The sequence below is a fragment of the Gimesia aquarii genome (genome assembly GCF_007748175.1).
Lineage (GTDB): Bacteria > Planctomycetota > Planctomycetia > Planctomycetales > Planctomycetaceae > Gimesia > Gimesia aquarii_A.
The window spans coordinates 6,806,030-6,821,951 of record NZ_CP037422.1 but is presented as its reverse complement, the minus strand read 5'-3'; the positions used below and the strand labels follow the sequence as shown (position 1 = coordinate 6,821,951).

General features: G+C 45.7%; 9 protein-coding genes. 2 read left to right on the top strand and 7 right to left on the bottom strand.

The annotated features are described in order from the left end of the window. Window positions 1-319: 319 nt before the first annotated feature. The 4 genes from V202x_RS25730 to V202x_RS25715 all read right to left on the bottom strand — a co-directional run bounded on the left by V202x_RS25730 (window position 320) and on the right by V202x_RS25715 (window position 4,826). On the bottom strand, window positions 320-1,561 hold the full coding sequence (locus V202x_RS25730; RefSeq protein ID WP_145179695.1) for a GNAT family N-acetyltransferase: 1,242 nt from the start codon (window positions 1,559-1,561) through the stop codon (window positions 320-322). 248 nt (window positions 1,562-1,809) lie between these two features. Next, a complete protein-coding gene (locus V202x_RS25725; RefSeq protein ID WP_145179693.1) occupies window positions 1,810-2,358 on the bottom strand; it encodes a hypothetical protein in 549 nt (182 codons plus the stop codon). Window positions 2,359-2,455: 97 nt separating this feature from the next. Continuing rightward, entirely contained in the window at window positions 2,456-3,268 is an 813-nt protein-coding gene (locus tag V202x_RS25720; protein ID WP_145179691.1) for a hypothetical protein, read from the bottom strand. Between the two features lie 253 nt (window positions 3,269-3,521). Beyond that, entirely contained in the window at window positions 3,522-4,826 is a 1,305-nt protein-coding gene (locus V202x_RS25715; RefSeq protein WP_145179689.1) for a PQQ-binding-like beta-propeller repeat protein, read from the bottom strand. 506 nt (window positions 4,827-5,332) lie between these two features. On the opposite strand from V202x_RS25715, the gene V202x_RS25710 reads away from it, so the two are divergent. Together V202x_RS25710 and V202x_RS25705 are read left to right on the top strand one after the other, a co-directional pair. Beyond that, window positions 5,333-5,842 (top strand): leucine-rich repeat domain-containing protein, encoded by a 510-nt coding sequence (locus V202x_RS25710; RefSeq protein WP_145179688.1) that lies wholly within the window; start codon window positions 5,333-5,335, stop codon window positions 5,840-5,842. Window positions 5,843-5,908: 66 nt separating this feature from the next. Next, window positions 5,909-6,682, top strand: coding sequence for a hypothetical protein (locus V202x_RS25705; protein ID WP_409996691.1), 774 nt, complete (start codon window positions 5,909-5,911; stop codon window positions 6,680-6,682). A gap of 206 nt (window positions 6,683-6,888) precedes the next feature. Here the strand turns inward: V202x_RS25705 and V202x_RS25700 are convergent, their stop codons facing one another. The 3 genes from V202x_RS25700 to V202x_RS25690 form a co-directional block, all read right to left on the bottom strand. Continuing rightward, a complete protein-coding gene (locus tag V202x_RS25700) occupies window positions 6,889-7,299 on the bottom strand; it encodes a hypothetical protein (RefSeq protein ID WP_145179684.1) in 411 nt (136 codons plus the stop codon). Window positions 7,300-7,527: 228 nt separating this feature from the next. Next, window positions 7,528-10,785 carry a choice-of-anchor Q domain-containing protein gene (locus tag V202x_RS25695; RefSeq protein ID WP_145179683.1) on the bottom strand — a complete coding sequence of 1,086 codons (3,258 nt, stop codon included), beginning with the start codon at window positions 10,783-10,785 and terminating at the stop codon, window positions 7,528-7,530. A 209-nt stretch (window positions 10,786-10,994) separates the two neighbouring features. Next, window positions 10,995-15,884: a choice-of-anchor Q domain-containing protein gene (locus tag V202x_RS25690; RefSeq protein ID WP_145179681.1), complete on the bottom strand. Its 4,890-nt coding sequence runs from the start codon at window positions 15,882-15,884 to the stop codon at window positions 10,995-10,997. Window positions 15,885-15,922: the final 38 nt, after the last annotated feature.

Here is a 15,922-nt window from a genome sequence, read left to right as displayed (position 1 = left end):
AGTGAATCAACGATTTCTGTGAATGAAAACAGACTCCCAAAGCCTTAAAAGCTCCTTATTTCTGGTTACTCGATCATACACATTTCGATCCAATTCTCTATGATCACACTCATTTTGACCATGATTAAACGAGTTTCAAAGCAAAATTTCAGTCATTCAGAATGAGAATGAATCAAATCGAGACAGTACTGCGCCTCAATTTCGGATTGACAGGTTTACGCCTTTCGTACAGGAGATGAGGATTCGGGACTGACTCTGTCGCAAAAGTGAGGACAGCAGATTGTGATTCTTGGAATTTTTAAGACCGTAACTTAGCTTGTTAGAAATGCCAGTCCCAGGAGGGGGCAGGTAGCCGAAATGCAGAGTCGAGTTGGGTAAGCAACTCAGGGGGACCGTTTAGCTGATCGGTTGCCACCAGACCGGTTGCAGGTCGCACACCCAGCCACAGGCGCGTGAACGCGCCGACTGTTGCAGTGAGTGTTGGCAGGTTGGCTACGTTCCCTTGCTCGACTTCCGATTCGTTCGCAAGTGTCACAACGTACTGCCCGGCCACGCCGCGCCATGGCTGGGTGTCGTCAAGGAATTCGGCGATTGGATCTTTCAAATCGAGATTGAAGCGTAGTGGTTCACATTCCAGTCGCGTCTCTTTTAGACAAGCGTGTAGATTACAGATGCGTGCCTGCCAAACAGCGTAGCTGCGGATGCCGGTGCCAAACTTCCCTTCGTTTAATGTGGCAAGGCGATAAAACGGGCGCGACACTAGATCTTGCAACTGAATATCTGGTGGCTCGAACAGCGTGACCAACTGGACCTGGTCTTCCAGGCTCTTAAGTGTGCCGAGCAATTCCAAAAGTTGCCTGTGGTTTTCATAGACCATCGAAATGACATGATACGGACCCGACTCGAAATCATCGGTGCGGCACCAGAGATAGTGAGTCAACGCTTCGTTTGCTTTATCTCTAAAGCCGAATCCAAATCGATCGTCGCGAATGGACTCACATTGTGTAGCAGTAGGTGAAGTAAAGGTGACGTACCCGTGTCGCTTCATTCGCCGCATGCGGCACGCATGCATCTCTTCCCAGTCAGCTGACGAAAGCCGGTTCGGTGCCCTCTGAGGAAGTGGAACGCACAGGTCCTGTGGTTGCACGGATACCCGGTGGTCGTAGCTCCCTGTGCCGAAACCCAGCCGATCGTAATAGCCTTGGTCGAAGATCCCAAGCATACTCAATGCTGCCCCTTCAGCGGCCATATCTGCTATGAGTCGGGCTGTTACGCGGCGGGCGAGTCCTCTCTTGCGGGCCACCCAACTTGTGCCGACTCCGGTGACCGCTGCCAGTGGCAGTTCCGAATCCATATATTGCAGTATCGCGTTCGCTCCCATGGCGATCGACTCGGTAGCATCCTCAATGCGGGCAACCCGGACCGGTCCGAGGTCCAACTCCGTTTGCAGAAGCGTTTGCTCTGTTTCGGAATTGTCGCGCAGCCAACCGATTTCATGCCAAAGCCGCTTGACCGCTTCCAAGTCGCGATCGGAGTCGTAGTTGGCGACTTGAATATTCATAACCCTCGATACCTTATGTTCTTGAGTTCATCTTGAATAAGCAAAAAAAGTTTAATCAGCAGGACGACACAGTTCGGCTTCAAAAGGTTCGCTAGCAAAATCCGACGAATCGCCCATGCCTTCGATTATGGATTCGTTTGACCGCAACTCTAACTGAATCTTGTCAGACTAAAGTAATGCGCAAGCGAAATGTGCCGATTACAGAAATGCCCGAAGAATGGATTGAGTTTTCCGAATAATGCCGAGCATCACTGGTTCGACAGTGATGACTTTCCATTTGAGACCGACCCAGCCGCCGAGTCTTGTGTACGCAATGGTTTGACAGTCGCACTGTGATGGCCCTTCCGATATTTGATCAGAAAACGGAGTTTGTTAGCTTCATCGTCCCGCCAGATTCGATACAGTTTTCGCTGCAGCGCAGAGTCAAACAACAAATCGAATCTTTTGTCCAATCTTGCAACGCAAGTCGCAAGTTCGTTTGAGCCAATGGCTCCGTTTCCGCGTACGTAGGCATCAAGCCAATCATAAACGAACGCACGCAAAGCGTCGAGAGTTCCCGGCATTTGTTCAGGCCGTACATTTGCAATGCGGAACAGCGCTTCTGCGGACGGGGCCACATACTTGATTTCGTAGAAAGCCCCAGCCCGTTGTTTGTAGAATGGATTATTGCGACTGAATTCATTCTTGATGTCGACAATTGATCGATCCACCGGATATTCGACAAGTTGATGTTGATCATCGGCGCGCAACTGTCGATGGCACGCAACAACGGCAAAGATGATTAGAAATATTTTCATGATGTTCCTGTCTCACTTAAACGTTTGAGCTAACCGAGCGGTGGGCTAAGTTTTTCAATTTCAGAACACGCGATCAACCGTAGTTCCAGTGGAGTGATTAGTCGATCGAGTTCAACTCATCGTTGATCCAACGATACCTCCTCTGGCCCTCATCGTAGATCAACGTTTTGTACCAGTCTTGACCTCGATGGTCGACACCTCCCACGATCATGATGTCAAGAAAACCGTCTGAATTGAGATCGGCAAGCCGGATGTCGCTCCTCGTGATCGGCTGGCTGTTGCGTATTTGGAAATGCTGATTAGCGCGTCCCTCCACGGTGATGTGGAAGTCGTAGTGGTGGTTGCTTAAGGCACTTTTTGGCGTAACTTCAATGGTGAGCCATGGTCCGTCGCGCTGGATCGGAGCGACAATGCGGAGATCCGACTTCTTGGCCGGAGTTGTGATTCCAATCTTCCCGCTACAGTAGCGCTGGTCGCTTGCAAACTCCGCAAGCGAAAGCACGTAGCGTCCCGAAGCAGAGAAGGGATAGGTCCGTTTTCCTCGGTAGAGTTGCACCATAAATCCGGCGTCTTTCAACGCCTGCTTTCCGACTGTGAAATCGGAGACGCATTTCCCCCCGGAGTCGCTCCAACCCTGCATTGCTACAAGCCCTTTGCTGTTGTTAATCGACATCATTGCATCAAGCGCGTCAACTCCTTCGGGTGCTTTGGCTGTGATTGTAAAGGCGTATTCGGGGTGCTCCACATCATTGACGACCAGCCTGTAAGCAATGTGAATGCCCGCCTGTTTCAGTTTGCCGGGTTCATCGGGATGAAGCATCCAAGTCGGGTTCCCGGCCCGAGCACAGTGTGCAAAGGAAAGCAAACAACAGACCGTGATACACAGTGTTTTCATTGCTACACATTTCATCGTCCTGGTTCCTTGGTTTTGAAGAGAAGGATCGCTTTCCAGTGAGACGCCGCGGTTATAGGAAAAGTTCCAAAATTTCCTACCTGCGATAAAGCTGACCGGGTCGCCCTCTAATCAGCCAAAATCAAATGATGTTGCAGAGTATCATTCAGTAAGTCAAAGCGATTGCCTATGGCGGCTACTGATTGGTAGACCATATTCACAGCCGGAAATCTGGCTAGCATCTGACTTTGGACGAAGTCGATGCGACGGTTTAATTTGTCTGCGATTTCATGTTCCGAGAGACTGCAATACAGCGGACATTACCGCTCCTGTCACGACAAATGAGTCGACCGTTTGCAAGGATGACATGGGGCCAGGCATCGGTTTTCGATAGAATGCTTTCAGTGGCAAGTTGTGTGTATTTTTGAGGTGATCGTTTTGCTGTTTCGACGAGTGATAGATCACCCTTGTTTGCATACACGATCAGACGATTATCGCCAGTCAGAATGCAGGAGCCCTGCGAACCGACTTTTCCGCCAGACCACAGTTCTTTCCCTGTTTTAAAGTCGACGCAGTGAACTCCACGCCAAGCCCAGTACACGTGACCAGAGTGAATGAGCGGACTGCAGACTCCCGATGCCAATTTGTTTTCCCAGACTTTTGTTGCCCCGTTTAGTGTCACTTTAAGTCGGCACATTGAGAAATGGTTATAGGCCGAGGTAATAATCACCGAATCTCCACTCACGGCTGGTGTCGCGATGTTGTTGCCGAAATCCGTAGTCCAGGGATAAACGGCGACGGTCTGGCCTGAGTTCGGGCTGTCAATCCTCGTCACGACAAGATTCCGCAGTGTCAGGACAGCTACGCAAGGGACCCCCTGAATAACGATCGGCACGGGACCACCGGTGTGACCGGCTTCATCCCGATTCTCTGATTTCCACAGCTCATGGCCGGTTCGTTTATTGAACGCGACAAGGTTACCAGTTTTGCCACCGACTTCCACGATGAGTTGATTGCCGATGACAAGTGGCGAGCTCATATAGCCGTAATCTCTCCGTGTCTTTTTGCGTACAGCAACTTCGGGCCGCCGCTGGGCCTTGTATTGTTCATAAAGATTCAGCGACCAGACACGTCGGCCTTTGTCTCGCGTGTCCCAGGCATGCAGGTCTCCATCAACACCAAGCGTGAATAGCATACCGGTCTCCGAGTCATACTCGGGAGTAGAACATGCTCCTGAGTACAGACCTTTGTCACCAATGGAGAAGCGACCATATCGCGGCGAGTTGTATGTCTGTCTCCACTTTTCCTTACCGCTTTCGGCGTCCAGGCAGATGATCGTGTCACGATTGTTAGACCAGCCTGTGAGATAGACTCGGTTGCCGACGACCAGGGGAGATGAACTGCCTTCGCCGACAGACACGCTCCATAATTCTCCCTTGAGCCACGACTTTCCGTCCCAGCCGGAGGGCTCCGAAGTAACGTCATTGCGGTTCGGTCCTCGCCAGTGAGGCCAGTCGGCGCTTTCTGCAGGCACAATTGATAACAAAGTGATTAACAGTGCGAGGTAACGAATCATGAAACACCATGACTTTCTTCAGCTTCGTAGAAGTTTTGCATTTTATCATACAAAAGCGACGCATTGAACTATGATACTAAGCGTACCTGGACAATCCAACTATCGTCTTGGAACGTTCGCTTCGATTATGCTATTGAATCCAATAGGTTGTGCGAAGAGAGCAAAACCCTATTTCGCAAAAAAGGTCCAAGTTCTTGGGGTACGTGCGAAGTCTGTTTTAAGGTTCGTTTTTGTTTGCTGTCCTACATGTGACAAGTTTCGCAAACAAAAATCGATGAAAATCTCATTCGGCCACTTTGAGTTTTTATTTCACAGTTGATTAATCATAGTCTCATGTGATCAAAGTTAAGTGTCAATGAATTGGGGCCATTTTGGTGAAACGAGAGATTGCCTACGCTGATAGCCGTGTGATATATTCATACTTTGCCTGTCAGTAAATTTGACAAGCTTCGGTCACGAGTTCTGCGAGGTCATGCTTGTCATAAATCCTATTTCGAGGTGTCCCTGTGAAGAGAAACGTCCTTTTGATGATGCTGGTGATCTTCAACACTTCGTGGGTGCGCGCAAACGAAGTGAGTAAACAAAAACAGGCCCTTCAGTATTTTCAGGCGATCAAGTTTTTCTGGAATGAGAAAGATGGAACCCTTTCCAATGGGAATAAAGGTACTCGGGGACACGAGAAAATATTCACAGATGAAAGCCTGAAGCATGTCAAATCGCTACCGAATCTACGTCACCTTCATCTGAACCATACCAGTATCACAGACGCCGGATTGGTCGAGTTAGAAGGACTCAATCAACTTGAATCGATACATTTGTGGGGAACGCGAATCAGCGACGCGGGTCTTGTGCATCTTGCGGGTTTAGAAAAACTTCAAAAGCTCGACCTTAGTTGGACGCAAGTCAAGGGGCCGGGACTTGCTCATTTAGGGGATCTCAATCGCCTTCAAGAATTGCAGTTGATAGGTATCACTATTACCGACGAAGCTCTGAGGCACTTAGTGCCTTTGAAATAATTACGGTCACTGAATCTCTGGCATGCCAAAGGATTTACCGGTCGAGGACTGGCCCACTTGCGTTCCATGGAACGTCTGCGCGAAGTCCAACTTGCTGGTAGCAGTGTGACAGACGAGGGACTCATTGGGTTAGCAGAACTAAAGCAGTTGAACTATATCGGATTTCGAAGAACAAGAATTACGGGAGCGGGATTGGTTCATCTCACTTCACTGCAAAAAATAACTTCACTCGAACTTTATGCGTCAAAAATTACCGATGCCGGATTAGCAGGCATCAAAGAAATGGACCAGCTTCAGAGGCTGAATCTCTACGAAACGGGCATCACGGATGAAGGTCTCGTGCATCTACAAGGATTGCAAAATCTTCGAACTCTGAATCTCGCCAGCACGAAGGTGCGTGGGCCAGGATTGGTCCATCTGGCGATGCTTCCCAGACTGGAAGAACTGCAACTCGGCGGCATGTCACTGACTGATCAAGGATTAGTCCATGTGGGTAAGATGCATTCGCTGGTTAAGCTTGAATTTTTGGGTGATACAAAAATGATTTCCGATGATGGACTCGTTCATCTGACCCACTTGACGAAACTCCGCGAGCTCAAATTAGGCTATGCTGGCTCACCGATCACCGATGCAGGCATCGTACATGTGGCCAATATCAAAGGTCTGCAGCGTCTTGATCTCTCGCAGTGTAAGATCACTGATGTGGGAGCGGCTCATTTAACAAAATTGAAATCGCTCAAATACCTCAATCCTCATAATTCAAGGATCACGCCTGCAGGTAAGGCCAAGCTGGAAGCCGCATTACCAGAGGTCTATATTTTTCTGGATGCCGAACCGTAGTCAGATTTTTTATCAGATCACTTGATAATACAAAAAAGAACCTCAGGACCGTTTGTTGTACATGTGGTTCTTTCCCGTTACATCGAACCTAGTTTGGAAGTGCTGGACCGTCGGGTTCTGCCCGAGTTACTCAAACTCAATTATGAAGCAATCGAGGACGGACGCTATCACTGCCCTGCCCGTCATTTCTATCCTGAGTGGAAAACTTATTCCAGTTCTTCAGGGATTTCTAACGGTGGACAATTTGAGCGTCGTCGCAGCCAGTTGATGCTGCGGAGGGCTGGTTTTTGTGAAATGATCCAGCGTTCGAGTTGAAACTTGCCCGGAAAGTCAACCAACAAGATTCCAATGATAATTGTCACAAGCCCCTGGCCCGGCAGTGCCAGTAATAAGATTCCGACACCAATAAAGAGGAAGCCGAAAAGGTTTTTACCTGTCAGTAGAATGACTCGAACGACAGGGTGCCGCGAAGCCCAGGGCAGAGATCCTCGTTCTTTACGCATGAAATAGTCAACCGGAATTCGGACCACCAATATCGGAATCAGAATGATTGTTCCGATGAACGTGATTACCGAAGCGAAGGCTAACCATCCCAGTAATTCGGGAGACAGTTGCATTCTTTTTCTCGAATCTTAGTCTTGTAAATTAAATTCGCATTGATCAACGTAAGAAGAGATCTTCCTCTTCGTTGTCAAAAACAATAATCAAACTACAAGGAGGTAATATCGTGTCATAGTATGATTGCACATTTTATGACTAGAGTGCAATCCAAGTTGCCATAGGGAATGGTTTGTCAGATCAGAGAGATAGCTCTATTTTATTGCTTCAGAAAATCGGAAAACGATTTAAAAGGGCACTAAATTTGTTTGATCCTGGATAGTCAGAAAGAAGGAGTCTGGTTCTTCGGGTAGGGAGTTGTCTTCCAGGTCGATGTTTAATTTCCCGGAGAGATGCCTGCGAACTTTTGGAGACAGGGGATTTTCCACCACTCCTTCGTCTTCATGGCGGAGTTCGTAATCAATAGCAGACCAGAAGTTCAACTGACTGTCATCTTGATCGGGATCAGATAATTCAATGAGTGATAACTGACTTGATCGATCAAAAATACTTTGCTCGTCTATCGTGGACTCCACAAACGAGTTTTGATTGCTAGAGTTGATGTCGATACGAATGGTACCGAGAACGACAGGACTTATGGTATCGCCTTCTAAATCGACGACCTGCGGATCGAGATGTTCATTTGGACTGTCTATCGTTTTATCTACGGTGATTACTGTGACAGGAATTAGTAACGGCCCAGTCTGAGTATTTTCGTTTAATAAATCGATCCAATATTCGTGAAAAAATTGTGGATAAACTATGGCTGATTGATCGAGTTTGCTCTTGCCATAGTTTCTGGCAAACAAAAATAAATCTTTGAAGTTGACACGATTATTATTGTCCAGATCCGTTAGCCAGGAAAAGTTTGAACTCGACTCGCTGGTGATAGAATTGTAGGTACTGACAAAAAGTATTAGATCGCGAAAGTTGATCTTGTCGTCATCGTTTATATCAAAGGGATTGGCCCAGATTTGTGTGGTGGGTGAGGGACCGTGTAGCTCTTCACTGGGAAAATCTCCCACAAAACGGATTTCTGAGTTTTTCACCAAAAAGTCAGGGCTTTGCGAATTTAGGCCCTGTCCTTGTAGATTCAAGTCAATCGCATCGTTTGAGGTAGATTCAAATTTAATGCGAGCAAAGAGCAAATACTGATCATCACCCACATCGGTCGTGCTGGTCTCTGCAGACAAATTTTCAATGGTTCCACTCAGATCATTAATGGTGCCTGTCTGATTCTCTGTGAAGGCAGCACCATATTCGATAGAGGTAGCGGTTGTAATATCGGTATTATAAGTGAAATTGAGATTCGCTGAGAAAATTCCAAGATCCGTCGTTGATGGCGAGCTGATCCAAATTTCGACCCAGTAATTGCCCCACTCATCAATCCACGTCAGGTTTTCGGGGAGTGAAGTTCTCTCACCATTGACTGAGGTCGGAGTTTTAGAATTGACGACCCGCAAATCAATTTGTGTGAATGGAGCCTGAACTTCAAACGCACCGATATCGACTGTGCCATCAATAATTCGGGCAGAGCCAGTTCCGCGTTGATCATTGGTTAAACCAGCAGCATTAGCAGCGTCATTATCACCAGCATTGATGGCCGCGCTACCAGCCAGTAATGTATGGGTCTTACTGGGACCACCGTTGTCTCTGAGAACGGGGTCGAGTAATCCATCAATACTGTCCTGAATTATATTGGTGTTGCCTATATAATTACCTTCGATTTGAGGGAATGTCGCTGCAGTATTTCCCGCCACGATACTGTTGGTGATAGTAGTTTCTTCGGAGTATCTCCCTTGCCGAGAATCAACGATGCCCCCCCCTGACTGTTCTGCTGAATTTCCTGTAATGGTACTGTTCGTGATTTCCAATTTATTTATGGGATGTGCTACTAAAGTGGAAGTTGTAGATATAAGAGGATTAAGTTCAGGCGAGCCAACCTCATTTGTGGTTGCTGGGTTGGCATGTTCTTCGATAGAAGGATTATGAATTACTGTATCGCTAATAAAATAATCGGAGCTGTATATGCCACCTCCCAAACCACCAGCATGATTCTTTGAGATTGTACTATTCTTGATAGAGACATTACCATCAAGGCTATAAATTCCGCCACCATTAGATGTCGCAATATTGTTATTCAGCGTGCTATGCTTAAACGTTAAACTGCCTAAACGGACCTCAATGCCTCCTCCCACCAAAGCTGTATTGTTTGAGATAGTACTCTTCTCAATATAAAGATTGTGGTAATTGGAAATTCCACCACCTTTAGAGCCTGCAATATTATCTGAAACGGTGCTCTCCTTAATTGTGAGGCGGTCATGATTTTTGATTCCTCCACCTGAACGAACTGCTGAGTTATTCGAAATGGAACTGTTTCTTATTTCCAGCAAACCACTTAAATTAAAAATTCCACCTCCATCATCTACTGCAGTATTACCAGTAAAAGCACTATCGACAATTGTGAATTCCGATTTTATTCTCTCGGAATTCTCATTTGTAATTGATGAATACAAGATAACGTCAATCCACCATGGACTGGGGCCTTTTGTATAATTACTGAATAAACCCCCTCCATTCATCGCAGAATTCTCAGTGAAGCTGGTGTCTGTGATTGTGATCGAGTTAAATTCTAAGTCATACTTTGGAAGAAATACAGGTAAGACTATTACTTCTACTATTTCATATGTTGGTAAAGATATGTCTCCACCGCGTGGTATAATCCGGTACCTAATTTGTGGTTCAGGTTGTTCGCGGAGTTTATACTTGGAGACTCCTTGCAGAGTATAGATGCCACCTCCGTCTTTTGTAGCAACGTTTCGGTAGAAGGTACTCTTCGAAACAACTAAATCCTGAGTGGAATTATAAATTCCACCGCCACTTTCATTTGCTAGGTTTTCAGCGAATGTAGTTTCGTTAATCGTCAACAAGCCAGCTGCATGATAGATCCCTCCACCGTTTTTAAGGGCCTTATTTTTTGAGATTGTGCTGCTAAAAACCGAAAGGTTTTCATGGTTGAGGATCGCACCACCATTCTCGGCATAGCCGTTTGTCATTGTGAGACCACTGATATCAACATTGATGGTTGTCTCCGCGTCTCCATCATTGATATTGAAGATGCGGTTATCGCCACTAGCATCAAGAGTGAGTTGATCTGCGCCAAGACCATTAATCGTCAGGTCATCGGAAATCAGCAGCTCACTATCAAGAATAATTGTCTGACCAGCAAGCGCGGCGTCGAACGAAATAGTGTCCGCGCCGACATTCACGTTTGCCAACTCGATTGCTTCTCTAAGACTGCCGGTACCGGAGTCGTTGGTATTCACAACCGTGAATACCGTTAATAGGGTACGGTCTTCTAACCTTTCTGCAGCAGTTCGGGAAACGAAAGCGGTTGCTTCTCGGAAGCTTCGCAGCCGAGAATGTTTTCGCTGTGATTTAATGCGTCTGGTAGAGCCAGCGCGTAGCCTGTTTGACAAAGAAGTAAGCCAGTTGAATTGAAACATATGGGAAATATCCGGTGGGGATCGGGTAGGTCTTTTGTCAAGAAATTTTCGAATATATATACTACCTCGGTGTGGACTAATAGCAATCATGAACCAATGAAAACACCGGGTTTTTGTGGGGTAAAGAATGTGATTACAGTGATGGGAACTTTTTCTTCGTAGAAACCTCTATATGCACGAGTCAAAAGACTTGTGACGTTTTGATCACTTTAAAAGGGGACTAACTCAGTTTCATCCTGGATAGTCAGAAAGAAGGAGTCTGCCTCTTCGGGCAGGGAGTTGTCTTCCAGATCGATGTTCAATTCCCAAGAGGGAAGCCTGCGCACTCCGGGAGGCAGGGTGTCTTGCATGAGGCCTTCGTTTTCATGTTCGAAACCCAACAGATGTCCGAGTTCGTGCATGATGACCGACCAGAGATCAACGTGTCCCGCGGCATCAGTTTCGGGCAGGGCGATGAGTGATAACTGACTTTCTACTTGGAACTCGCTATTGTCACCAGGCGTCGCGTCCACAAACCAGCCGTAACCCGCGGCGTTGGCGTCGATATAAATCGTACCGGAAACAGCGCGGCCCAGAGTATTGCCTTCGAGGTCAACGACCTGAATGTCAATTTGCTCCAGCGTTTCATTCTGGCTGGGGTTAAGCTGAGGACTGACATGTTCGACCACATTATTCAGTGCGGTGTCTGCCGTTGATTGTGAGAGAGTCTCGGGTGCCAACTGTGGCTCACCCTGAGTGGTATCGACCAGCAGTTGATTGTTCCAGGCATGAGGAAAATTCTGAGGATAGACGATCGTTGGATGATCAAGTTTTCTTTTACCGTAGTTACTGGCAAATAAGACCAAATCTTTAAAGTTAACTCGATCACTTTGATTCAGATCAGCAAACCAGGAATAATCTGAACTCGATTCACTGGGAATCGTGTTATAGACGCTGGCGAATAACATCAGATCTTTGAAATTGATTGCATCGTCATCGTTTAAATCATAGGGGTTTGCGTAGATTTTTGTATTGGGTGAGGAGCCATGAATCTCTTCGCTGACTACATCTCCGGTAAACAATATTTCTGGACTGTGGATCGCAAACTCGGGAGTTTGCTGATTCAGACTTTGACCGGCAAGATCCAAGTCAATGTTATCATCGTCAGTTGACTCAAATCGAATGCGGGCAAAGAGTACACATTGATCATCGCTAACATCGGTCTGGCTTGTCTCTGCTGATAAGTTTTCAATTGTTCCCGTCACATCATTGATCGTTCCTGTTTGATTCAATGTGAATGCTGAACCATATTCAATTCTAGTAGCCGTGGTAATTGCAGTGTTGTAACTCAGATTGAATGCAGCCGATAGAATTCCTAAATCGATTGTAGAAGGCGTACTAATCCAGATTTCTAACCAGTAACCACTCCATTCATCTATCCAGGACAGATTTTCGGGGAGTGTGGATCTTTCACCGTTGTTATGAGTGGGAGTTTTTGAATTGACGATTCGTAAATCGATCTGGGTATGGAAAATTTGTACTTCGTATGCGCCTAGATCAACTGTTCCTCCAATAATACGATCAAAGCCAGTTCCTCGTTGGTCTGTCGTGAGCTTACTGTCATTAGCTACAGCATTATCACCAGCATCAATGGCAGGACTATCTATCAGTAAGGCATGCGTTTGGGTGAGACCACCATTGTCTCTCAGAACGGGGTCGATTAATCCTATGATACTATTCTGTACAATGCTGGAGTTGTTTGTAAAGCTTCCATTGATTTGTGAATCATCTGGCGCTATATTTCCTGCGAGAATACTATTCGTCAGAGTCACTGAGTTTTGTCGGCTGTAAATTCCACCTCCAAAATGTGATGCAGAATTCCCTGTAATGGTACTATTAATGACGAAGACCGGTAGAGTACCTTGATAATAGATCCCACCTCCATAACCATTACGATCGGTTGTTCCTGTAACATTATTTCCCGACAGTGTGCTATTGATAATCAAGATCATTCCAGCTTCACTAAAAACTGCACCACCACCAAAGGTTGCCCTATTGATTGATATTGTACTGTTTCGGACTGTTACTGTTTCTCCGGCATAAATTCCACCTCCGTAATTCGCTGTGTTTTCTGAAAAGGAACAATCCGAAATCAACATGTTTCCACCAAGATTTGCGACGGCCCCTCCTCGATAACCAGCTGAATTCCCTAAAAAACTGCAATTGGTGATTTCGACAGTCTCTTCCTGCGAAAAATAATTCGCAATTGCGCCTCCGTCACTATTAGTTGCAGGCTTAGTTGCCAAGTTATTAGAAAAAGAACTCTGTTTTACAATCATCGATTTTTGGCTATGGTAAATCGCTCCTCCACCATTGCTCCCAGAGTTTTCAGAGAATGTGCTCCTCATGACCATAAGTGGAGACAGACGAGTAAAAATTCCTCCTCCCCAAACTGGAGCTGAATTTCTAAGAAAAGTGCTATCAATAACGTCTAATGAACCATTTGAACTAAAAATTCCCCCTCCTTGCCCCTGAGTGGTTGTGGCTGTATTTTCTAAAAATGTGCTATTGGTAACAGTTACAGTGCCTAAGTTATTGTAGATCCCACCACCATCAATCGATAAATTTTTTGTAAACGTTGTGTTTGTGACAGTCAGTGTTCCTTTAATATGATGAATCCCGCCGCCGTTATTGATGGCTTCATTTTCGGAGATCATGCTGTTTGAAATGGTAAGAATTTCTTTGTTGTGAATGGCACCACCATTAGCAGCGTATCCATTTGTCAGAGTGAGACCATTGATTTCTACATTTATCGTTGCATTCCAGTTATTATCATCCACATAAAAGATGCGGCTATTTTGATTACCGTCAATGGTGAGTTGATCTGCTCCGAGTCCGATTATAGTCAGGTCATCGGAAATCAATAGTTCCTCCGTAAGGGTGATTGTCTGACCGGTAAGCGTGGCATCAAAGGTAATTGTGTCCAAATTAGGATTCAGGTTTGCCAGTCTAAGTGCTTCTCGTAATGAAAGTTGACCGGGTGAGAAGTCATTGTTCTCAAGGTCTGATGTTGTATCAACCACAAGTGATAATGCCTGAAATTCAAATGCCCCTATGTCAATCGCATTCTCACTAAAACGCTCAAATAAGGAACTGCGTTGGTCTGTGATCAATCCTGCATTGATGCCAGCATTATTATCACCTGCATTAATGGCATCACTACCAGCCAGTAACGCATGGGTTTTCGTGGGGCCTCCATTGTCTCTGAGGATGGGGTCAATCAGTCCATCAATGCTATCCTGGATGATATTGGAATTGCCGATATGACTTCCATAAACCTCCGGGGTAGAGTCTGCAATATTTCCAGCGATCAGACTGTTTGTAATCGCAGGTGTCACAAAATGGCTATAAATCCCGCCACCCTGGTTCGTCGCTGAGTTTAGAACGATGGTACTATTGATGACCGTCAGCGATAAATTGCCGGAAGAGTAGGAATATAGGCCACCACCCACATTAGATGAGTTGTTTCCAGAAAGCGTAGTGTTGGTGATAGTTACCCTACCGGTTGAGTTATTAAAAACAGCGCCTCCTGATATACCAGTTGTATTTTCTGTGAGCGTACTTCTGAGAATTGAGAGTGTTCCCCGATTGCCAATGCCGCCAGCGGTCCTTGTTGCTGTGTTTTTGTTAAACGTACTATCTTCAACAGTCAGAGCAGCTAAATTATTGTAAACTCCTCCACCGCTATTCATAGCAGAGTTTTCGATGAAGGTGCTCTCAGAGATCGACATGATACCGCTTACAATATTGATTCCCCCACCATGCGATTTTGCATGGTTCTTCGAGAAATGACTCTGGGAAATGACAACTTCATAAATTTCTGGATGGTGAGAATTTGTGGCATGATGAATCCCTCCTCCATCAGCCGTCGCTTCATTTTCAATAAAAGTTCCATCTATCACAGTCATAGTGGCGATGGTATTATAGATTCCGCCACCATTTCTAGCTGAATTTTGGATGAAAGTGGAGTTGGATACGAGATGTACATCGCTTATTGTATTAAAGATTCCTCCACCAAATCTCGTTGCCGTGTTACCCGAAAACAGACTGTCACTAACTCGCAAGGATCCATAAAAGGTGCTATAAATCCCTCCCCCTGATCCAAAATAGCGAGGGTCTGATGCTGTATTCTCTGAAAAAGTAGAACCATCAACTGTTAGTATGCCGCCACGACTAAAAATCCCAGCACCGTCTGATGCTTCATTGAGAGAAAAATTGCTTTGTGAGACAGTTAATGAACCTGGTGAAATATAGATCCCCCCACCACTGACAGCTTTATTTTCAGAGAATATGCTATCTGAAATGCTCGAAGAACTATTGGCGATTTCGAATTCATTCTGGTAATAAATTCCGCCACCGTAGGTTGTAACATCGTTATTAGAAACATTGCTGTTTTTGACGATTAAGGTGCCATTGTTACTATAGATTCCACCCCCATGAGATGATTGATTTTCGGTTATAGTAGAGTTGAAAACAGATAAGTCTCCCTCTTTTGTGTAAATCCCTCCACCAAAAAATTGTCCTTCATTTTTGGTGATAGTGGAGTCGACAATTGAAAGAGTTTCTGAATTCCGAACCGCACCACCGTAGTCTGAAAATCCATTGGTTAAATTAAGACTACTGAATTCAACTAAAATCGATGTATTGGTATTTCCATCATCAATATCAAAAATGCGGCTGTTTTTATTTCCATCAAGTGTGAGTTGATCTGCTCCAAGACCTGTGATGGTCAAGTCGTCAGTAATTATAAGTTCATTCGTAAGAACAATGGACTGACCAGAGAGGCTGGCATCGAAGGTAATGGTGTCTGCGCCTGCGTTGGCATTTGCCAACTCGATTGCTTCTCTGAGACTGCCTGTTCCAGAGTCGTTCGTATTCACAACAGTGAATGCTGTTAATAGCGTACGGTCTTCCAATGATTCAGTAACGAACTTGGAAACAGAAGCCTGTGCGAAAGGTGCTTGAACACGGCGATTTTGCTTTCGACAGTTTCTGCGGTTTCTGGAGTGAGGGATGCGGAGCTTATCCTTCAATGAGGAAAGCCAACGGAATCGAAACATATGAAAAAAATCCGGTTGGGGATTAGATTAGGTATATT

Excerpts from the sequence above, each read along its gene's own strand:
- V202x_RS25705 (WP_409996691.1), top strand. The coding sequence starts at position 5,909 with ATGGAACGTCTGCGCGAAGTCCAACTTGCTGGTAGCAGTGTGACAGAC.
- V202x_RS25730 (WP_145179695.1), bottom strand. The coding sequence starts at position 1,561 with ATGAATATTCAAGTCGCCAACTACGACTCCGATCGCGACTTGGAAGCG.
- V202x_RS25715 (WP_145179689.1), bottom strand. The coding sequence starts at position 4,826 with ATGATTCGTTACCTCGCACTGTTAATCACTTTGTTATCAATTGTGCCT.
- V202x_RS25720 (WP_145179691.1), bottom strand. The coding sequence starts at position 3,268 with ATGAAATGTGTAGCAATGAAAACACTGTGTATCACGGTCTGTTGTTTG.
- V202x_RS25695 (WP_145179683.1), bottom strand. The coding sequence starts at position 10,785 with ATGTTTCAATTCAACTGGCTTACTTCTTTGTCAAACAGGCTACGCGCT.
- V202x_RS25690 (WP_145179681.1), bottom strand. The coding sequence starts at position 15,884 with ATGTTTCGATTCCGTTGGCTTTCCTCATTGAAGGATAAGCTCCGCATC.
- V202x_RS25725 (WP_145179693.1), bottom strand. The coding sequence starts at position 2,358 with ATGAAAATATTTCTAATCATCTTTGCCGTTGTTGCGTGCCATCGACAG.
- V202x_RS25700 (WP_145179684.1), bottom strand. The coding sequence starts at position 7,299 with ATGCAACTGTCTCCCGAATTACTGGGATGGTTAGCCTTCGCTTCGGTA.